This is a genomic window from Rhodococcus sp. Eu-32 (assembly GCF_003336925.1).
Lineage (GTDB): Bacteria > Actinomycetota > Actinomycetes > Mycobacteriales > Mycobacteriaceae > Rhodococcoides > Rhodococcoides kyotonensis_B.
In genome coordinates this window covers 537,655-556,064 of sequence record NZ_QGNK01000001.1, presented here as the reverse complement: position 1 = coordinate 556,064, position 18,410 = coordinate 537,655, and the positions used below count along the sequence as shown (strand labels likewise).

The 18,410-nt window shown below is 65.5% G+C and carries 20 protein-coding genes; 8 read left to right on the top strand and 12 right to left on the bottom strand.

Going from position 1 to position 18,410, the window contains the following annotated elements; genetic code table 11:
• Window positions 1-16: 16 nt before the first annotated feature.
• The 4 genes from DK926_RS26550 to typA all read right to left on the bottom strand — a co-directional run bounded on the left by DK926_RS26550 (window position 17) and on the right by typA (window position 4,785).
• Window positions 17-175: a hypothetical protein gene (locus DK926_RS26550; protein ID WP_165839484.1), complete on the bottom strand. Its 159-nt coding sequence runs from the start codon at window positions 173-175 to the stop codon at window positions 17-19.
• Window positions 176-225: 50 nt separating this feature from the next.
• Window positions 226-1,110, bottom strand: a complete 885-nt coding sequence (gene mshB / locus DK926_RS02750; RefSeq protein WP_114328696.1) for an N-acetyl-1-D-myo-inositol-2-amino-2-deoxy-alpha-D-glucopyranoside deacetylase — start codon at window positions 1,108-1,110, stop codon at window positions 226-228.
• Window positions 1,086-2,792 (bottom strand): ABC transporter family substrate-binding protein, encoded by a 1,707-nt coding sequence (locus DK926_RS02745; RefSeq protein WP_114328407.1) that lies wholly within the window; start codon window positions 2,790-2,792, stop codon window positions 1,086-1,088. The genes mshB and DK926_RS02745 overlap by 25 nt, the downstream gene beginning before the upstream one ends.
• Window positions 2,793-2,868: 76 nt before the next feature.
• On the bottom strand, window positions 2,869-4,785 hold the full coding sequence (gene typA, locus DK926_RS02740) for a translational GTPase TypA (protein ID WP_068427950.1): 1,917 nt from the start codon (window positions 4,783-4,785) through the stop codon (window positions 2,869-2,871).
• A 190-nt stretch (window positions 4,786-4,975) separates the two neighbouring features.
• Here typA and DK926_RS26545 point away from each other — a divergent pair, with 190 nt between their 5' ends.
• The gene (locus tag DK926_RS26545; protein ID WP_165839483.1) at window positions 4,976-5,152 is read left to right on the top strand and encodes a hypothetical protein; all 177 of its coding nucleotides are present in this window, start codon (window positions 4,976-4,978) and stop codon (window positions 5,150-5,152) included.
• Here the strand turns inward: DK926_RS26545 and DK926_RS02730 are convergent.
• A complete protein-coding gene (locus DK926_RS02730; protein ID WP_114328405.1) occupies window positions 5,130-5,528 on the bottom strand; it encodes a (deoxy)nucleoside triphosphate pyrophosphohydrolase in 399 nt (132 codons plus the stop codon). The two genes, DK926_RS26545 and DK926_RS02730, sit on opposite strands and share 23 nt — an antisense overlap.
• A gap of 14 nt (window positions 5,529-5,542) precedes the next feature.
• On the opposite strand from DK926_RS02730, the gene DK926_RS02725 reads away from it, so the two are divergent.
• Window positions 5,543-5,839 carry a 4a-hydroxytetrahydrobiopterin dehydratase gene (locus DK926_RS02725; RefSeq protein ID WP_068427939.1) on the top strand — a complete coding sequence of 99 codons (297 nt, stop codon included), beginning with the start codon at window positions 5,543-5,545 and terminating at the stop codon, window positions 5,837-5,839.
• Here the strand turns inward: DK926_RS02725 and DK926_RS02720 are convergent.
• Window positions 5,781-7,001 (bottom strand): mannosyltransferase, encoded by a 1,221-nt coding sequence (locus DK926_RS02720; RefSeq protein WP_114328403.1) that lies wholly within the window; start codon window positions 6,999-7,001, stop codon window positions 5,781-5,783. The genes DK926_RS02725 and DK926_RS02720 overlap by 59 nt on opposite strands.
• A 290-nt stretch (window positions 7,002-7,291) precedes the next feature.
• Here DK926_RS02720 and DK926_RS02715 point away from each other — a divergent pair, with 290 nt between their 5' ends.
• Window positions 7,292-8,110: a hypothetical protein gene (locus DK926_RS02715; protein ID WP_114328401.1), complete on the top strand. Its 819-nt coding sequence runs from the start codon at window positions 7,292-7,294 to the stop codon at window positions 8,108-8,110.
• Between the two features lie 12 nt (window positions 8,111-8,122).
• A complete protein-coding gene (locus DK926_RS02710; RefSeq protein WP_114328399.1) occupies window positions 8,123-9,313 on the top strand; it encodes an MFS transporter in 1,191 nt (396 codons plus the stop codon).
• A 62-nt stretch (window positions 9,314-9,375) separates the two neighbouring features.
• On the opposite strand, the gene DK926_RS02705 is transcribed toward DK926_RS02710, so the two are convergent.
• Entirely contained in the window at window positions 9,376-10,110 is a 735-nt protein-coding gene (locus DK926_RS02705; RefSeq protein ID WP_114328397.1) for a DUF1906 domain-containing protein, read from the bottom strand.
• Between the two features lie 184 nt (window positions 10,111-10,294).
• Between DK926_RS02705 and DK926_RS02700 the strand changes: the two genes are divergently transcribed.
• A complete protein-coding gene (locus DK926_RS02700; RefSeq protein ID WP_068427926.1) occupies window positions 10,295-10,873 on the top strand; it encodes a TerD family protein in 579 nt (192 codons plus the stop codon).
• Window positions 10,874-10,981: 108 nt separating this feature from the next.
• Window positions 10,982-11,797 carry a hypothetical protein gene (locus tag DK926_RS02695; RefSeq protein WP_114328395.1) on the top strand — a complete coding sequence of 272 codons (816 nt, stop codon included), beginning with the start codon at window positions 10,982-10,984 and terminating at the stop codon, window positions 11,795-11,797.
• 4 nt (window positions 11,798-11,801) lie between these two features.
• Here DK926_RS02695 and DK926_RS02690 read toward each other — a convergent pair whose 3' ends face one another.
• Both DK926_RS02690 and DK926_RS02685 read right to left on the bottom strand, forming a co-directional pair.
• Window positions 11,802-12,806, bottom strand: coding sequence for an NAD-dependent epimerase/dehydratase family protein (locus tag DK926_RS02690; RefSeq protein WP_114328393.1), 1,005 nt, complete (start codon window positions 12,804-12,806; stop codon window positions 11,802-11,804).
• On the bottom strand, window positions 12,806-14,200 hold the full coding sequence (locus DK926_RS02685; protein WP_114328391.1) for a wax ester/triacylglycerol synthase family O-acyltransferase: 1,395 nt from the start codon (window positions 14,198-14,200) through the stop codon (window positions 12,806-12,808). Before DK926_RS02685 ends, DK926_RS02690 begins: the two co-directional genes overlap by 1 nt.
• A gap of 58 nt (window positions 14,201-14,258) precedes the next feature.
• Here DK926_RS02685 and DK926_RS02680 point away from each other — a divergent pair, with 58 nt between their 5' ends.
• On the top strand, window positions 14,259-15,542 hold the full coding sequence (locus tag DK926_RS02680; protein WP_114328389.1) for a WS/DGAT domain-containing protein: 1,284 nt from the start codon (window positions 14,259-14,261) through the stop codon (window positions 15,540-15,542).
• Window positions 15,543-15,609: 67 nt separating this feature from the next.
• Window positions 15,610-16,464 (top strand): PE-PPE domain-containing protein, encoded by an 855-nt coding sequence (locus DK926_RS02675; protein WP_114328694.1) that lies wholly within the window; start codon window positions 15,610-15,612, stop codon window positions 16,462-16,464.
• On the opposite strand, the gene DK926_RS02670 is transcribed toward DK926_RS02675, so the two are convergent.
• The 3 genes from DK926_RS02670 to DK926_RS02660 all read right to left on the bottom strand — a co-directional run bounded on the left by DK926_RS02670 (window position 16,453) and on the right by DK926_RS02660 (window position 18,410).
• Window positions 16,453-16,917, bottom strand: coding sequence for an SRPBCC family protein (locus DK926_RS02670; protein ID WP_068427912.1), 465 nt, complete (start codon window positions 16,915-16,917; stop codon window positions 16,453-16,455). The genes DK926_RS02675 and DK926_RS02670 overlap by 12 nt on opposite strands.
• Window positions 16,918-16,930: 13 nt before the next feature.
• On the bottom strand, window positions 16,931-17,296 hold the full coding sequence (locus DK926_RS02665; protein ID WP_114328386.1) for a VOC family protein: 366 nt from the start codon (window positions 17,294-17,296) through the stop codon (window positions 16,931-16,933).
• A gap of 160 nt (window positions 17,297-17,456) precedes the next feature.
• Complete coding sequence (locus tag DK926_RS02660) at window positions 17,457-18,410, bottom strand: alpha/beta hydrolase family protein (RefSeq protein WP_114328384.1); 954 nt, start codon at window positions 18,408-18,410, stop codon at window positions 17,457-17,459.

Sequence of the window (18,410 nt, the reverse complement as noted above, 5' to 3'; positions counted from 1 at the left end):
GACGTACGAGCAGGAATCAGGAGACCGGAGGGTATCCCAACGACGTCAGCAGGTTGCTCATGATGTTGGCGAAATCGGTGAGGCCTTGCTGATACAGCATTTCCTGACGCGGGAAGTCCGGCATCAGCGAGTTCACGAACGCGACGATGGCGTCCTGCACTACCCAGTTGTACATGTTCGTGATCCACCCCACATATCGGTGCCGACGTGATGCAGCACATAGTGTCACACGCCGGAGAACAAATCACCTTCGCGTCCCGACGCATCCACGTCACCGAGCTTGCCCCGCACCAGAACGTACTGCTCGTCGGCCAGAATGGGCTGAACGATGTTGTTGGACAGTGCGTACTCGACGCCCGACGGGGCCACCGTCACCTGCGTCGCGTGTGCGTTCAACGCCTCACGCTTCAGATGGAACACGCCGCGCACGTCGAGTGACGTCGTGACGATGTCCTCGGGGACGCTCGGCAGTTCACCCGGCTCGGGCATACGCCACCCGTCCGGAACGTCCTCGATCGCGGCGATGCCGTCGCGCAGCTGATCGGCGCCGGTGACGGTCCAGTAGAACTTCGACGGCGTCCACGGCGCGCCCGCATCCGGATACAGGTCGGATCCGGCGATGTCGAACGCTTCGGTGACGAGCGAGTGGGCCTGCTGGTGATCCGGATGGCCGTAGCCACCCTCCGGGTCGTAGCCGACGACGACGTGCGGCTTGACCGCACGCACGACCGTCAGCATGGCCGTCAGCGCTTCGTCGCGGTCGGCGTTGACGAACGCCCGTGGATTGGCGGCGGCAGCCGTCCCGGCCATGCCGGAGTCACGCCACCGCCCGGCGCCACCGAGGAAGTTCGGGGTCCCTGCGCCGAGAACGTCCAGGGCCCTGTGCAATTCGTGGATACGGTAGCCACCGAGCTGATCTGCCTCGTCGGCGATCAGGTGCGCCCATCGGTCGCCGATGACCTCGCCCTCTTCACCGAGCGAACACGTCAGAACGGTGACCTCGACACCCGCCTGCGCGTAGTGTGCGATGGTTCCGCCCGTCGTGATGGTCTCGTCGTCCGGATGTGCATGAACGAGCAGCAATCTCACTTGGTTCCGGTCCTCATCCATGTCGCTGCGTCGCCGAAGATTCCGACCTCGATCGGACCTGCGAGCGACACACCCTCGACGTCGTTGCCGACGGCAACGACGGACGAATCCTGCGAAATCGGTAGCACGGCCGACAGCGACCACAGCTGCGGCTCGGCTTCGGCTTTCAGTGCATCGACCGAGAGTTCGCCTGCCAGAGCACGATTCATCGAATCGGTCAGTTCTGGCACACACAGCCCGGACGTGTTGCTCGGCGCCACAGCCGGCATGTCGTCGGACGCGGGAATCGGGTCGACGGCGGCGCATCCGAACCTCGACGCCATCACCGTGGCCGCGTCGACGCCGACGCTCGTCCATCCCACGATCGCGTCGACCTGCCCCTCGGTCAGCGCGGTGCCGTAGAGCTCCTCTGCGGGCAGTGGTGTCACGGTCGCCGCGATTCCCGCACCTGCCAACTGATCGGCCGCCGTGTTGGCCACCGCCAACGCAGTGCTGTCACCCTCGACGGCACCGATGACGAATGTCAGTGGCACACCGGCCTTTCCGACGCTCCCGTCCGGAAGCGGTACGTAACCGCTGCGATTCAGCGACGCCAGCGCGGCGTCGCGACCGATCGGAGCGGGTGCAGTCGGCCCGTATCCCGGATCGGACGGGCTCGACAATTGTGCTCGCGCAGGATGATCCGCCGAGCCGCTTCCGGCCGCGACCGTCGACAGCAACGCCGGGTCCAGCAGCCCGAGAATGCCGCGGCGCATTTCGGGATCGGCGAGTTCCGGGGTACGCCCGTTGAGCGTCAGGTCGAGAACGCGCGGCTGGAACCTGATGTCGGTGCGCACACCGGGAATGGCGGCCAGCTGCGCTTGCGTCGCAGAACTGGCCCGAACCTGTGCCACCTGAGCATCTTTCGAGCGCAACGAGTCCGCGAGTTGAGCCGCGGTACCGCCGCGGCGGAGGAGAATCCGATCGGGAAGAGCGGGCTCGTCCCAGAACCGGTCGTTGCGTTCGAGCAGAATCTCGTCGCGACCCTGGTCGACGGATTTTATGTTGAACCGCCCACCCGATACCGGCACGTTGTCGGACAGACCACTCTGGAAACCACCCGGCGAATCCTTCAACAGGTGGCTGGGCAACAGATCGGTGAACAGACGCTGCCAATTCGGGTACGGCTGACGCATCGTCACGTCGACGGTCTTGCCACCGCCCGACGACTGGACGTCCTCGATCAGCGCGTAGCCGGCAGGGTCGACGACGCCTGGCTGCGAGATCATCTGCCGCCACAGGTAGCGGAAGTCCTCGGCGGCGATCGGGGCGCTGTCGGACCACTGCGCTTCGTTGCGGAGCTGATAGCGCACCGTGAACGGATTCTGCGACGTGACCTCCGCCGAGATCAGCAGAGACGGATCCGGCGTCCAGACGGTACGCGTGGGGTCGGCCGGATCGAGCGTCGGCCGGAACGGACTGGGCAGAACCAGCGCGCTGACGGCCGAGTTTGCGGGCGACTGATCCGACAACAGATGGGGATTGAATCCGTTGCCGACGTCGTCGATCGCGACGACGACCTGGTCACCCGTTTCGACGGGCGCGACGGGAGTGGTCGTCGTGGTCGTCGGAGCGCTCTCCACCGGTGGAGGCGGATTGGCGGTGCATGCTGCGAGCGCCAGGGCGACGAGTCCGATGCCCGCGGTGTGCAGTCGCTGCCGCAATATGCCACTCCTTCGTCGTGGCCCGTGCGTGCCCGGTCTCTACCCGACCGAGCACGCACGGGCGCGTCAGCGCACCTTACAGAGCAGCCTTGTCACGCGACTTCGCACGCGAACGCTCGCGTGCACGGTCCGTCTGCGACAGGTGCACCTTGCGGACGCGCACGGCCTCCGGGGTGACCTCGACGCACTCGTCGGCGGCACAGAACTCCATCGCGGCTTCGAGGGTGAGCTCGATCGGCTTCGCCAGTGTCTCCGTGGCGTCGGCCGTCGCGGAGCGCATGTTGGTGAGCTTCTTCTCCTTGGTGACGTTGATGTCGAGGTCTTCGGCGCGCGGGTTGATGCCCACGACCATGCCCTCGTACGTGTCGGCGCCCGGGTCGACGAAGAACGTGCCACGGTCGGCGAGCTGGATCATCGCGAACGGCGTGACCGAGCCGGTGCGGTCGGAGACGAGCGAACCGGTGTGGCGGGCGCGGATCTCGCCTGCCCACGGGCCGTATCCGTGCGAGACGGCGTTGGCGATGCCGGTACCGCGGGTCTCGGTGAGGAAGTCGGTACGGAAGCCGATCAGGCCGCGCGACGGGACGATGAACTCCATGCGGACCCAACCGGTTCCGTGGTTGGTCATCTGAACCATCTTGCCCTTGCGGTTCGCGAGGAGCTGGGTGATGGCACCGAGGTGCTCTTCGGGGGTGTCGATGGTCAGTTCCTCGAACGGCTCGTGCACCTTGCCGTCGACCTGACGGGTGACCACCTGCGGCTTTCCGACGGTCAGCTCGAAGCCTTCGCGACGCATCTGCTCGACGAGGATGGCCAGCGCCAGCTCACCACGGCCCTGCACCTCCCAGGCGTCGGGGCGTCCGATGTCGAGGACCTTGAGCGAGACGTTACCGATGAGCTCGGAATCGAGGCGGCTCTTGACCATGCGTGCGGTCAGCTTGTGGCCCTTGACGCGGCCGACGAGCGGGCTCGTGTTGGTGCCGATGGTGACCGAGATGGCCGGCTGGTCGACGGTGATGGTCGGCAGTGCGACGGCGTTCTCGGGGTCGGCGATGGTGTCACCGATCATGATCTCCGGGATGCCCGCGACGGCGACGATGTCACCGGCGGTTGCCACGTCACCGGGCTCACGGGTGACGCCGACGGTCTTGAGCAGCTCGGTGATCTTGACGTTCTTGACGCCGTCGGCGTGCATCCATGCGACGTTCTGACCCTTGCGCAGCTGGCCGTTGTGGATACGGACGAGCGCGAGGCGACCGAGGAAGTCCGACGCGTCGAGGTTGGTGACGTGCGCCTGCAGCGGCGCGTCCGCGTTGCCCTTGGGGGCGGGAACGTGCTCCATCAGCACGTCGAACAGTACGTCGAGGTTCTCGGTGTCGGGCGCGGCACCGTTCTCGGGCTGGTTCAGCGACGCCTTGCCCTCGCGGCCCGACGCGTACAGAACCGGAAGGTCGAGCAGAGCCTCGGCGGCCTGTGCCGCGTCGTCGTCGAGGTCGGATGCCAGGTCGAGGAGCAGATCCTGCGACTCGGACACGACCTCGTCGATACGTGCGTCGGGACGGTCCGTCTTGTTGACCACGATGATGACCGGCAACGACGCGGCGAGCGCCTTGCGGAGCACGAAGCGGGTCTGCGGCAGCGGGCCCTCGGAGGCATCGACGAGCAGGACGACGCCGTCGACCATGGACAGGCCGCGCTCGACCTCACCACCGAAGTCGGCGTGGCCGGGGGTGTCGATCACGTTGATGACGGTGACGGTGCCGTCGGCGTTGTGGCGGTGAACAGCGGTGTTCTTCGCCAGAATCGTGATGCCCTTTTCCTTCTCGAGGTCACCGGAGTCCATGACTCGGTCCACGAGTTCGGCACGCTCGGCGAACGCTCCCGATTGACGCAACATGGCGTCGACCAGCGTGGTCTTGCCGTGGTCGACGTGTGCAACGATGGCGACGTTGCGGAACGATGTGGTGGTCTCAGTACTGGTGGGGGCGCTCACGCGAAAAATTCTCCTGGGTCGAATGCGGGCTCTTGTTCGCTAGCGGGCTTATGTCGCTAGAGAAGCGCGCTGCACCGCGAGGTTCTCGCGACCGATCGAGTTTACCCGCTGCTACGAGGTGACCCACACCACGCAGTACTCTTGGCCTGAAGTTCACCGGATTGTTCTTCTCGAGCGCGGAGCGAAATACATGGGCAAGGTCAAGGCCAAGGACATCTCGGGTCTGAAGCCCAAGAAGAAATGTTGCCGCAAGAAGACCAGGTGCTTGAAGTGCCCTGTCGTCATCATGCGGATGAAGAAGCTGGAAGATCAGGGTGCGACGGGCAAGGATCTGAAGAAGGGCCTTAAGAAGGCCCGGGCTGCCTGAGCAGCTCGCTCAGTTCCGGTATCCAGGCACGGTCCGCGTCGACCAGATCGATCTCTCCCAGCCCGCGGGCATCGACCCACCGTAGATCCGAATGTTCCAGCGGCACAGGCGTTCCCGAGATCAACTCGACGAGGTAGGCGCGAAGGGTCAGCGCGCCGGACAACTCGACGTCACCCGCGAGCGGCTCCCCCACCGAGGTCTCCACACCCAGTTCCTCGCGCAGCTCGCGCACGAGTGCGTCCTCGGGCTTCTCACCGTCCTCGACCTTGCCTCCCGGCAGTTCCCATCGACCCGCGAGCTCGGCGGGTCGGGATCGCTGGGCCAGCAGAAGCAATCCATTCGAGACCAGTGCGCCTGCAACGACGAGTGTGCCCATGTCACCATCGATTCATGAGTGGGGATGACAAGCTATCGAATTCCGACATCGACGATGCTCTCACCGGTCTTCCGGGATGGACACTCGACGGGCAGGAGATCGTGCGCACCGTCGAGATGCCGACGTTCCCGGCTGCCATCGAGTTCGTCTCGCGCGTGGCCGACGCGGCAGAGGCCGCCGATCACCATCCCGACATCGACATTCGGTGGAGAAAACTCACCTTCAGGTTGTCGACGCATTCCGCGGGCGGCCTCACGAAGAAGGACGTGCATCTCGCTCACGAGATAAACGCACTTCTTCCCGACGATTGATCCGGCCCAGGTAGATCGTCCAGCCGTAGACGAGAAGAGCGCCGACCACGTCGACCGCGCCGAGCCACGCCAACACGCCGGGTCGGGACACGAGCCAGATCGAGTCCTGGAAGAAACTGAGAATCCACGGCACGCCGACGAGCGTCGTCGCCAGCCAGTAGGCGGCGACGAGCTTGGTGCCGAGGCCCTGCCGATCCTGTCCGTGCACCAACCACACGAGCAGCGGCATGACCCAGACCCAATGGTGGGACCACGAGATCGGCGACACCAGCAGACCGAACAGCTGCACCACGACGAGCGTGCCCAGTCGATCGTCAGTACGCAGCGCTCGCCAGGCGAAGAACGCCAGCACAGCGCAGATCGCGACGCCCACGATCCAGACGGGACCGGAGCCGACGTCGTGACCGGCGACGCGGCTCATCGCGCCGCGGAGCGACTGGTTCCACACCGATCCCACCGGGCCGATGCGATCGGCGTCGCCCAGTAGCGTCGTGAAATAGGTACCCGCCTGCTGCCCGAGGATCAGGTAGCTGAGGCCGACGGTCGCACCGAACGCGACGGCGGAGAAGATCGCGGCTTTCCATCTCCTGGTCGCGACGAAATACAGACCGGTGATCGCCGGCGTGAGCTTGATTCCCGCGATGATCCCGACGAGACCGCCTGCCACCCACCACCGCGAACTCCGAATCGCGACGAGTGCACCGAGGGCGAGGAAGACGTTGACCTGCCCGTAGTCGAGTGTCGTGCGGACCGGCTCGGTCCACAGCGCGATGGGCGTCCACAGCATGGCGACGCGTGTCCAGTGCGGAGACTGGGCCGTGTCGTCGCCCAGAACCAATCCGAGGCTGAGCTTGATCAGCAGGAACATCGCCGCCATCGTCGCGAGCTGCCAGCAGACGCCGACGAGGGTGAACGGCAGGTAGTGCAGCGGGAAGAACACCAGCGCCGCGAACGGTGGATACGTGAACGGCAGCGGGAAATCGGGGGTTTCCTCGGAGTACGTGAAGTCGTACAGGTCGTCGCGCAGCAACTCGGCGGAGCCGTCGACGTACACGTGCAGGTCGACGAGATTCATGCCGTTGGGCGTCAGGAACGCCCAGGCGAGTCTCGCGACGACCGACAGCACCAGCAGGATCGGGGCACATCGAACCAGACGGTTCACGTCTTCTCTGCTCCCGTTCGCATCATTCTTCGGCCGCCCCCGTTCGAGACCGACGCGGCGAGCTTATAGGGAACTCGTTCGGGGTTCACAAACGCACGTCACAGGATCGATGCGTTCCGATGCTGCTGGATCACAAATAACATTTGCATCACCAACCACACAGATCACTTCAGTAACAAGCTAGTCTGCGACGGTACGGGGTGGGCGGCACCGGCTGTACAAGGAAGGGTCCGATACATAGAGTGACCCCTCGAGCCAGCAACCGCCTCAGGGCGAAGTTGACGATCAGGATGGGGAAACTAGTGCTTCGTTTCGGGGTATCGCGCAGGGCTGTCACCGCCGTAGCCGTCGCAGCAGCCGCCGCGCTCGCCGTACCGACTTCCGCTTCGGCAGAGCCCGCACCACCCGAGCTGCCCGCACTGATCCTCCCCACTCCGGATCAGCCGCTCCCCGATTACGCAGAGGTCGAGGCGCTCGCGTCGTTCGCACCCGCGATTCTCGGTGCCGCAGCAGGTCCCGCCGACGCGGCCGCAGGCCCGCAGGCCGAAATTCTCGCCCAAGCGCGAGCACTGCTGGCGAACTCGGGACTTCCGGACAACGTCAAGAGCACTCTCGAAGCGGTCATCACGTTCCTCGACGGTTCGGGTGGCGGCGGACCGGAACTGCCGCCGTCCGACGGCCCGGTCATCGCGCAGTTCCTCTACCCCACCCTCGGCAAGGGCTGCATCTCGGACACCGCCGATTCCGTCGGTACCGCGCTCGCCGTCCCCGGCCCTGCGACGCTGCCGCCCCCCGGCCCGGCTGCAGGCCAGGCAGGCTTCGTGTTCACCGCCCTCGGCACTGCTCCGATCGCCGAGAAGCAGGAAGCGCCGCTGACCGCGACGTGGCTCAACCTCGACAACCGACGCAGCGGAACGGTCGATCTCAACGGCGCGTCGCGCATCAACCCCGACGGACCGGCGACGATCTCGGCCATCGCCGACACCGGCCCCGGCCGCGTCCTGTCGGTCATCTCGGGATCGATCACGACGCAGTCGAAGGAAGATCCGTCTGCAGCTCCGCGCACCTGCTCGTTCCTCCCGACGATCGGCACCTTCTTCGTCGCCTAGTACGGTCTGCTCGTGAGCAGACCCTTCGCGTTCGTCGCGACCACCTACGCGTTCGCAGTCGGAATGATGGGCACGACGATGCCCACCCCGGTGTATTCGCTGTATCAGGCCGAGTTCGGATTCTCGGTTCTGGTCATCACGGTCATCTTCGCCGCGTACGCGCTCGGTGTTCTCGCGGCACTGCTCGCATTCGGCCGATGGTCCGACACACTCGGCCGACGGCCCTTGCTCCTCGGCGGCATCGCGTTCGGCATCGTCAGCGCGCTGGTCTTCGTGTTCGCGGGCAATCTCGCTGCACTACTCGTCGGACGTGTGCTGTCGGGGCTGTCCGCGGGCATCTTCGTCGGCACCGCGACGGTGACGCTCGTCGAACTGGTTCCGGACAAATGGAAGGCCAAGGCACCCGCGATCGCGACGGCTGCCAACATCGGCGGTCTCGGCCTCGGCCCGCTCGTCGCAGGCCTCCTGGTGCAGTATCTTCCGGAGCCGACTCATCTGACGTTCGTCGTCGATATCGTGCTGCTGGTGATCGCTGCGGTAGCGGTGTTCCTGGTGCCCGAGACCGTCGACGTACAGCCCGGTGCCACGCCGCACATGCAGCGACTGTCCATCCCCGCCGAGATTCGCGGAACGTTCGCACGCGCGGCGATCGGCGGGTTCGCGGGCTTCGCCGTCCTCGGCCTGTTCAGCGGTGTCTCACCTGGATTCATGACGACGGTCCTCGGCGTCGACAACCACGCCGTGGGAGGAGCCGTCGTGTTCCTGATCTTCGCGGCGTCGGCCGCGGCCCAGATCGGGCTGCGGGGTCTCGACGCGGCGTTCGCTCAGCGCGCCGGCTGCATCGTGCTTCTGGTCGGCGTCGCGGCACTGGGAGCGTCGCTGTTGCTCGCGTCGTTCCCGCTTCTCGTCGTCGCCGCGGTGGTGTGCGGTGTCGGACAAGGCATCACGTTCAGCAAGGGAATGGCCTCGGTCACCGCGGAACTGCCTGCAGGCAGGCGTGCCGAGGTGACGTCGACGTTCTTCGTCGTGCTCTACGTCGCGATATCGATCCCGGTGATCGGCGCGGGTGCCGCGGCGAACGCGTGGGGACTGGTGACGGCAGGCGTCGTGTTCTGCGCCGTGGTGGCGCTCCTGGCCGTCGTCGCGTTTCTACTCCTGACCGTGTCCGGGCGTCAGGACGAGAAGGAATCCGAGAAGAGCTGATAGAAGTAGCCGGCGATCGTGTACAGCACGTCGATGAAGTCCATGATTGTTCCTTTTCTGTCTCAGGCCAGCGACCACTGGCCGTAGTCGGGTTTCAGAACGACGTTGATGTCGACGCCGATTCCGTCGACCTTGTCCTTGTCGATTCTGATCTGTTGCAGATGCGCCTTCGGGTGTCGGAAACCCTTGGGCGTTCCCCAGTTGTGCTGCCAGTACCACTGACCGAGCCCGGCGATGGACGCCAGTTCGATGGTCGGCGAGTTGGCGTAGATTCCGGTGTTCTCCGGGCCGACGACGGACTGCCAGCCGAGGATGTAGGGCGCGATCATCGTCGCGAACTCGATGGCCGTCGGGTTGTCGTCGATGGACGCGTAGATCGGCCGGTTCTCCGGACCGCCTGCGGCACGGTGCAATTCGAGCCCGCGGTTCGCATGCTTCACACCCGCCGCATATGCGCCGCGCCAATCCGACGTCGTTCCTTTGCCGTACTGGTAATTGGAGACGACCTCCAGTCCGGCCTCGGTCAGTGCGTCCGCCTCGTCACGCTTCATCGGTTTGCCCAGCATCCACTCGGCTCCGGGACGACGGTCGGACACGTAGCGCACGGCTCCGAGATGGCCTGCCGCTTTGATGGATTCGGGCGACGGAACACCCGCCGCGTAGTCGATCAACGTTCCCAGGCCGTCGGCATGCGCCGACTGCGCACCCACGGCCGCCAGTCCGACTGCGGCAGCCGACCCCACGGCCGCGTACTTGAACAGATCGCGTCGCGATACGTGCACGGTTTTCCCCCACATTCGGTGTCCCACGGCGTGTCGTCGATCCCGCGGGCATCGACGCTGTTACTTTTTGCAGTTTGCGTATTGCACCACATTCACATCCGTATCGCCAGTCACCTGACTCTCGCCAGCCACATCCGCCTCGTCGGCGATTCCCTTACTGTGGAGACCAACCGGTTCTGCATCACCGAAGGAGAAAGACATGGGCGTCACCCTCGCCAAGGGCGGAAATGTCTCGCTGTCGAAGGAAGCACCGAATCTCACCGCAGTCACGATCGGCCTCGGCTGGGACGTGCGCAGCACGACGGGCGGCGACTTCGACCTCGACGCCAGCGCGATCGGACTGAACTCGAACAAGAGGTCCGTGAACGATCTGTTCTTCGTCTTCTACAACAACCTCCGCTCGCCGGACGGCGCGATCGAGCACACCGGCGACAACCGCACCGGCGAGGGAGAGGGCGACGACGAGAGCATCGACATCGATCTCACCGCCCTGTCGCCCGAGGTCGAGTCCATCGTTTTCCCTGTGTCGATTCACAACGCCGACGCGCTCGGCCAGAACTTCGGTCAGGTCGTCAATGCCTTCATTCGCGTCGTGAACAAGGCGGACGATCGTGAGCTCGCGCGCTTCGATCTCAGCGAGGATGCGTCGACCGAGACGGCAATGGTGTTCGGCGAACTCTACCGTCGCGGTTCGGAGTGGAAGTTCCGCGCGATCGGCCAGGGATATGCGTCGGGCCTCGAAGGAATCGTGCGCGACTACGGCATCAACGTGGGCTGACGCATAACGATTGAACAACCGACGAGTCCTGGACTTGAGAACGAACGAGAACCTGTGGTCCGATCTTCTCATTCGTAACATTCGCCTCATGAGTCACAGGAGTCACACATGTCTCGTCGGTTCAGTCGTGTAGCGGGAACGGTCGCCCTGTCCTGCGCAGCCCTGCTGGCTCTGCCTGCAACTGCGGCAGCGGATCCTGCGCCGGCTGATCCGCTGTCGCAGGCGTTGACGACACTGCAGCAGCAGGGCGCCGCGGCAACCGATCCGGCGCTGGCCGCAGCCACGGCCATCGCCGATTCCCGCACCGACGTGGCCGAGACGACGGACTCGAACCCGCTCGCCGCACTCGACGCCGCCAACGAGATTCTGACGAAGCTCGGCATCACGCCGTTCTTCTACCCGACCGCCTCGATCAACTGCGCTGCAGTGCCGGGCCTCCCGCTCGACATCGCACCGGCCGTCGCAGGCGCGGCGGGTGGACCGTGGCCGAACATCGGGTTGCCGTCCCTCCCCCTTCTGCCTCAGCTGCCCGCGCTGAACGCCGTCGAGAAGGGCGAGACGATGTTCGCGTTCGTACCGGCAGGCATCGTCGACGACTCGGGCGACAAGGCCGGTATGCAGGTCGCATGGTTCAACGTCAACACGCTGAAGGGCGGCTTCGCCGACATGGGCGGCGCGACGAACACCCTCGTCGACTCCATTCTGGCGAACGCGAACCTGGATCCGATCACGACCGAGATCGCTCGCGGTGCGCTGACCAACTTCGTCGCCGGCCTGCCCGCAGCGGGCGCTCGCCTCGCTCCCGTCGAAACCGGTTCGGGCACAGTGCTTGCCGCGGTGTTCGGCAACGTCACGCACAACACCCCGACCGGCGAGAAGAGCTGCTTCTTCTTCCCGACCGTCGGACTCGTCAACGTCGCCTGACGCGTCATAGCCGACCGACCGACCGTAGACCCGCCACCGTCGCCTCGAACGTCTCGTGGGGTAGCCGATACCTCACTCCCAGTTCGGCTTCGGTGGCGGCGTCGTCGGACGGCGGCATCTGCGTGTAGTACTGCATCGCCGCCTCCGACATCGGCGAGCGCGACACCGGTGTCTCGAACGGCACCACCGAACCGAGCAGATCCGTGGCCTTCCCGACCACGCGCAGGGCCGCGTCGGGAACCGGGACGGGCACGACCGTCACACCGGCGACGTCACGCAGAATGCGGGCGATCGCGTCTACCGGCAGTCGTCGTCCACCGGCCATGAAACGCCGTGGCCCACAACCCGGTTCGAGCACGGCCGCGTGCATCGCCGCAAGGTCTCGTACGTCGACGACCAGCCACGCCGCACTACGCCCCGGCAGCACCCGCATTGTCAACGCCGCTTCGACGCCGTCGGCGGCCTCGCCGAACTGATCGCCCGCGGGCGGTCCGAGCACCATGCCCGGGTACGTGATGACGACCGGCGCTCCCCCGTCCTGCATTCCGCGCGCGTAGACGTCGACCTGGGCTTTCGAACGCCCGTACGCGTCCGTGCCGCCGACGACGGGAAGTCCGGCATGCAGCAACTCGAGACCCGGGTGGAACAGCGCGGTGAAACTCGAGACGTGCACGATCGGGTCGAGCCCGAGCATGGCCGCTCCGCCGAGAACGTTCTCCGCGCCCGCGACGTTCGTCGTCAGCACCTCGTCGGCCCGGCTCGGATCGGTCGCGACGACGGCCGCTGCGTGGACGACGCTGTCACATCCGTCGAGTGCACGGACGACGGACTCGCGGTCGGTGATGTCGCCCAACCAGATGTCGTCGGGATCGAGTCCGATGCACGCGGCACTGGTCTCGAGGCGCGCCGGACTGCGGACCAGATACCGGACCTCGTGTCCGGCGTCGACGATCGCTCGGGCCGTCCACGCTCCGACGAAACCCGTCGCTCCGGTCACGAGAACACGCATCAGCCCTCCCCCGCCCGTGTGGCCGCGGCGCCCAGAAGTTCGTCGAGCGACGTCGACATGGCGTCCGCCAGTGCCTGCAGATCGGGCGCCTGTTCACGACACGCGATGATGCCGACGTCCAGGCGGCCGTCGCCGGACATGACGGTGATGTTGAGGCCCGCGCCGTGCATGATCGGCCCGAGCGGGAACAACCCCGTCACTCTCGCTCCCAGGAAGTACAACGGGAGCTGCGGGCCCGGCACGTTCGAGATCACCAGATTGTGGACGACGGGATGCCGCTCCGCGAGGTCGAGCGCGGCGTACGCGCGCATTGCGACGGCAAACGTTGCCGGAGAGGCGATTTGGGCCCAATCCTGCAACAGCGTCGCACCGATTTCACGGTTGTGGTCCTTGCCGACCTCGTGGCTGAAGGAGATCACGCGCAGTCGTTTCACCGGATCGGCGATATCGGTGGCGAGCGAGGCGAACATCGCCGAGACCTGATTGGTGCCCGGCCTGCCGCTGTTCTCGTGCACCGAGACCGGGACGACGCCGACGAGCGATGCATCGGGCAGACCGTCCCGATCATCGAGGTACATACGTAAAGCCCCGGCGCACATTGCCAGTACGACGTCGTTCACCTTGGCTCCGAAGGCGTTTTTCACCGTCTTGACGTCGGCGAGACGCAGACTGGTGAACGCGACGGTTCGGTGCTCGGTCAGCGTGCCGTTGAACATGGTTCGTGGCGCGACGAACGGCGGCGGCATCGCCTCACCACGCCTCGAACGGCCGATCCAGCCGGTCAGAATGCGGACGGTCGCAGGCAGAATGGCCACCATGTGCAGTGGCCTGGTCGCCATCGAGAAGAGCCCTGCCACAGCGAGATCGAATCGATGGGCCGCACCGACGCCCTCGACCGGCTCAGGAGGTGGTGCGTCACGGTCCGGACTGCACAGCTGCGAGATGATGTTGGCCCCGGACACTCCGTCGACGGTGGAATGGTGCATCTTCAGAAAGATCACCATTCTGCCGTCCGCGGTGCCGTCGAGAGCCCACATCTCCCACAGTGGTCTCGATCGGTCGAGTCGCTGGGCCGCGAGATACGCGCAGGCCTCGGCGATCTCGCGATCTCCTCCTGGTTGCGGCAACGTCATGTGATGGAAGTGCCGGTCGAGATCGAAGTCCTCGTCCTCGATCCATACGGGATGATCGAAGTTGAACGCACTGTCGTACAGCTTCTTTCGTAGCGCGGGGATCGCGGCGATTCGACTCGACAGTTCTCGCTTCAGTGAGTCGGCGTCGTACCGGACGTCGTCGTCCGCCGGTTCGAGCTGCACGATCCCGCAGACGTTGAGGGGCTGCGTCGACGTCTCGAGATACAGGAAGCTTGCATCGAGTCCGCTCAACCGCTCCATCGCACCAATACTAGAACCTGTTCCAATTTCACGTCGGCGATTGCGCTATCCTTGGCCGATGCTCGGACGTCTGCACCCGACCGATGCCCAGACGTACTGGATGTCTTCCGTCATCCCGAACGACCAGTTCCTGCTGTTCTGTTTCGAGTCGTCGGCCGCGGCCGACGGGGTGCTGGGCCAGTTGGTCGATGCAGCTCGGGGCATCGACGAGCTGAACCTACGCATCGAGGAGTCGCGTCTCGGTTACCCGCATACGGTCCGAACTCCGGCCGGCGTCGATGGCGTCGTGCACCACGGCTGTCCGGGCGGATGGGATGCATGCCTGTCGGCAGTGGCCGCACTGTTCGCACATCAGGTCGACGCCTCCCGAAAACCATGGCGGATACACCTTTTCGAGAGTGTGTCCGACGCGCCTCGCTGCGCGGGGCCAGCTCTCGTCGTCGTGCTGCAGTTCTCGCATGCCCTCGGCGACGGCCGCGTCGCGTCGGCTCTCGCACGACGCCTGCTCGGCGATCGGGAGCAGCGACCGATATCGATTCCGCCGCACCGGCGACTCGGGCCGGTGGAAATTCTGACGCGAGCCCGTCGAGCCCGGGAGTTCGAGCAGCTTCTTCGTGACGACACTGCGGCGGGTCGGGTGCCACCGCAGGCTCCCGGGCGGCCGAGAACGCGTGTCAACACGGCACCGAGGGGTACGACGTCGGTACGCACGGTCGTACGGAACCGCACCGACCTGGCGCGCGGTCCGATCACCGTCACCGTCGGGGCGCTCACGGCCGTGTCGCTTGCGCTGTCGCGTTACCTCGCGTTGCACGGCGACGCGGTCCCTGCCGAACTCGGCGCCGAAGTGACTCTCGCCAAGAGTGGTGAACGGCACGCGCACAACCACTTTCGCAACGCAGGCGTCGACCTGTTTCCCGATGTCGACGACTTACGCGTCCGGGCGCGACGCATCGCCGAGTCCCTCGATGCCCGACGCGTCCGCGCGGAGCATCCCGCGATGGAAGCGCAGGCCCGTGCGACGGAGATGGTGCCCGCGGTCCTGCTGCGCTGGGGCATCCGACAGTTCGACGCCACCGCCGTGCCCGAGTCGGTCACGGGAAACACCGTCGTCTCCTCCGTTGCGCGCGGACCTGCCGACCTGACACTCGGCGGTGGTCCGGTGCGCTTCACCGCGGGATTTCCTGCACTGTCCCCCGTCATGGGTCTGACGCACGGCGTGCACGGCATCGGCGACGTCGTGACCTTCGGCGTCACGTCGTCGGAATCCGCGGTACCGGACCCTGATACCTATGCGTCACTGCTCGACGAGGCCGTCGACGATGTGGCACGGGCGCTCTGACGGTTGCCAGAGTCTTCTCAGATTCGCGCACGTGCTCGTCTCAGATTCGTCGGCCAGGATCGTGTTCATGACGCAGATGACAGTTCTGGCAGTGGGTGGGACCGGCGAATCGCATCCAGCCGACCATCGCACGGCCGTGACCGGCATTCTGCGCTGCGTCACCGACAATTTGGACAGCCGGTTCACGTCACGGTGGGTCGGCTACCCGGCGTCGTACGGTCCCGTTGCGGTCGGCGGATTGAGCTACGGCCAGAGCACGCAGGCGGGCGTGCGCCGGTTAGTCGCCGCGATCGAGGCAACCGACGGACCCATCGCTCTGATCGGCTATTCGCAAGGATGCTCGGTGGCGCGTGAGGTGCTGGGCCGGATGGCGTCCGGCGAGATCGACACGGGTTCGGTGGTCGCGGCCGGTCTGATCTCCGATCCGCAGCAGCCGGCAGGCGTCGTCGCCGAGTGCGACGGCAGTGGCGTCGCAGGCGCGGGTCCGGGCCTTCCCGACGGCGTGTCCGTGATGTGGGTCGGTCATCCGAAGGACATGATCTGCAACGCCAGCGCCGACAGCTACATTCGCGACATCGCCGACCTGACCCGTTACATGTCTTTTCGTACACTGAAGACCTGGCTGCGCGCGCTGTGGATTCTGCTGCGCAGCAACGGTTTTCAGAACGCAGGCCGCACCCGAGTGTCACCGCGGCAATGGATGCGGGATGTCCGACGCATCCGCACGGCCACCGACGAGCTCAGGGGGTACCTGCCGTGCACACTGACGTGGCACGGCATCACGGTGTCGAACCCGTCCGGCAATCGCCACATCGCCTACGCGACGGAGCCGTTCGACAGCAGCGGCCTGACGGGGTGTCAGATCCTCGCGCAATGGCTGCAGGTACAGGCCACGTTCTGTCAGTACGAGTTAGCTGCTTGACTCGGCCTGGGCCTTCAGCTGAGCGAGCCCCTTCTCGAAATCCTTGCCGACGACCTTGTCCATCGGGAAGACCTTGCCGAGCAGACGGAAGAACAGGTTGTTCTCACCCGTCATGGCCCAGGTGACCTCGGATCCGTTCGGCCCTGGATCGATGGTGAACGTGGTGACGTTGGTGGCCTTGAACGGCTTGGTGAACACCAGATCGAGCTTGACGATCTGTCCCGGCTTGGAGTCGGTGATCGTCATGCTGCCCGCGCCGGCCTTGCGGTTGCCGACCCACGCGTACGACGAGCCCACTCCCCGCTCGGGCCCGGCGTAGCTGCGTTGCAGATCCGGATCTGCACCCTCCCACGGAGACCAACTCTTCCAGTTACGGAAGTTGTCGATCAGTTCGTGGATCTTCTCGGGTGACGCGCTGATGGTGGTGGTGCGCTCGACCAGGAAGGTGCTCATGCGCGAATGATAATCAGTCGCGCCGACACAGGCAGAAGATGTGGCCGACCGGATCGCGGAACACCGCGAATCCCGGATGGTTCTCGTTGCCTTCCAGTTTCGTCGCTCCCAGTCCGAGCACGTACTTCTCGCTCGCTTCCATGTCGTCGACGACGAGATCGAGGTGAATCTTGATGCCGTCCGACGGCCAGTCGAGCGGAGTGAAGTCGGGCGCCTTCTGGAATGCGAGCCGTAGCTCGCCCGGACCTTGCAGTACCGCCCAGCCACCGTCGTTTCTGGCGATCTCCCATCCGAGTACCTGGGCGTAGAACGTGGCGAGCGCTTCGGTGTCGGGGCAGTCGAGGACGGTGTAGTCGACGTCGATCTTGGGTGCGGTCATGGCCTCTACCCTGACGGCATCGATGGTCCGTGGCAACCGTCTATCGGTTGTGGTGTGCCATCGATGCGGAGGCGGCAACCGACCCCAACGCATCGATGGTCCGTAGCAGCCGTCCAACGGTTGCCACGGACCATCGATGCCAGGAATGCCGGCAGAAGTCCTACTGCCCGAACGCCGGTGCGAACGTGGTAAACCAGGCGTCGTGCAGGTGCTCTTCCCAGAAGTTCCACCAGTGTGTGCCGGTGCCCGTGATGCGAACCTCGGGGTTGTTGCCTGTCGCGCGGAGGGCTGCGACGTAGGCGCGGCTGCTGAGGCCCGACGCCGTTTCGAGCGGAACCATCTGCGCGAACTTGACCGGGTCGAACTGGGCACTGACCGGGTTGACGGTCGGATCGGTCAGCGGCGAGCCGGTGCCTGCCGAGACGAAGACCGAGGTGTTGCGCAACGCGCCGACGTTACGCAGCGGGTCGTTGTAACGCCACGCGTCCGACGGCCATGCGCCCCACATGTTGCGAGCGTTGCCGCCCATCTCGCCGACCGAGACCTGGATGCCCTGCGCGTAGCCGGGGCTGCTCGCCGACGGGTAGCCGCTGAACGACGCGACTGCCTTGTAGAAGTCGGGGTGGTGGGCTGCCAGGTTGAGCGCGGACGTACCGCTCATCGACAGGCCCGCGACTGCGTTGTTCACGCCGTCGCTGCCGAACTGCGCAGCCATGACCGGGGGCAGTTCCTGCGTCAGGAAGGTCTCCCACTTGACGACGCCCAGCTTGGGGTCGGGCTGCTGCCAGTCGGTGTAGAACGTTCCGCCACCACCGAACGGGATGACGACGTTGACGTGCTTGTCCGCGAAGAACTGTTCGACGTCGGTCTCGATGAGCCAGCCGTTGTTGTCGTCGGGCGCGCGAAGTCCGTCGAGCAGGTAGATCGTCGGAGCCGGGCCGCCGCCCGCCGCCGTCAGAACCTTGACGGGGATGTCCTTGTTCATCGCGTCGGAGTGCACGTAGACGAGAGTGGAGTCTGCTTGCGCGACGCCCGTACCCACGAACACGGCACCGAACGCGGCGATCAATACGGCCACGAGTCCCAGCAACATGCTGCGGGCACGAGAGAACAT

What these genes read in the sequence shown, in the direction of transcription:
- DK926_RS26550 (WP_165839484.1), bottom strand. Translation starts at nt 175, where the DNA reads ATGTACAACTGGGTAGTGCAGGACGCCATCGTCGCGTTCGTGAACTCG.
- mshB (WP_114328696.1), bottom strand. Translation starts at nt 1,110, where the DNA reads ATGGATGAGGACCGGAACCAAGTGAGATTGCTGCTCGTTCATGCACAT.
- DK926_RS26545 (WP_165839483.1), top strand. Translation starts at nt 4,976, where the DNA reads ATGGGCAAGGTCAAGGCCAAGGACATCTCGGGTCTGAAGCCCAAGAAG.
- DK926_RS02730 (WP_114328405.1), bottom strand. Translation starts at nt 5,528, where the DNA reads ATGGGCACACTCGTCGTTGCAGGCGCACTGGTCTCGAATGGATTGCTT.
- DK926_RS02725 (WP_068427939.1), top strand. Translation starts at nt 5,543, where the DNA reads ATGAGTGGGGATGACAAGCTATCGAATTCCGACATCGACGATGCTCTC.
- DK926_RS02715 (WP_114328401.1), top strand. Translation starts at nt 7,292, where the DNA reads ATGGGGAAACTAGTGCTTCGTTTCGGGGTATCGCGCAGGGCTGTCACC.
- DK926_RS02705 (WP_114328397.1), bottom strand. Translation starts at nt 10,110, where the DNA reads ATGTGGGGGAAAACCGTGCACGTATCGCGACGCGATCTGTTCAAGTAC.
- DK926_RS02700 (WP_068427926.1), top strand. Translation starts at nt 10,295, where the DNA reads ATGGGCGTCACCCTCGCCAAGGGCGGAAATGTCTCGCTGTCGAAGGAA.
- DK926_RS02695 (WP_114328395.1), top strand. Translation starts at nt 10,982, where the DNA reads ATGTCTCGTCGGTTCAGTCGTGTAGCGGGAACGGTCGCCCTGTCCTGC.
- DK926_RS02690 (WP_114328393.1), bottom strand. Translation starts at nt 12,806, where the DNA reads ATGCGTGTTCTCGTGACCGGAGCGACGGGTTTCGTCGGAGCGTGGACG.
- DK926_RS02685 (WP_114328391.1), bottom strand. Translation starts at nt 14,200, where the DNA reads ATGGAGCGGTTGAGCGGACTCGATGCAAGCTTCCTGTATCTCGAGACG.
- DK926_RS02680 (WP_114328389.1), top strand. Translation starts at nt 14,259, where the DNA reads ATGCTCGGACGTCTGCACCCGACCGATGCCCAGACGTACTGGATGTCT.
- DK926_RS02675 (WP_114328694.1), top strand. Translation starts at nt 15,610, where the DNA reads ATGACGCAGATGACAGTTCTGGCAGTGGGTGGGACCGGCGAATCGCAT.
- DK926_RS02670 (WP_068427912.1), bottom strand. Translation starts at nt 16,917, where the DNA reads ATGAGCACCTTCCTGGTCGAGCGCACCACCACCATCAGCGCGTCACCC.
- DK926_RS02665 (WP_114328386.1), bottom strand. Translation starts at nt 17,296, where the DNA reads ATGACCGCACCCAAGATCGACGTCGACTACACCGTCCTCGACTGCCCC.
- DK926_RS02660 (WP_114328384.1), bottom strand. Translation starts at nt 18,410, where the DNA reads ATGTTCTCTCGTGCCCGCAGCATGTTGCTGGGACTCGTGGCCGTATTG.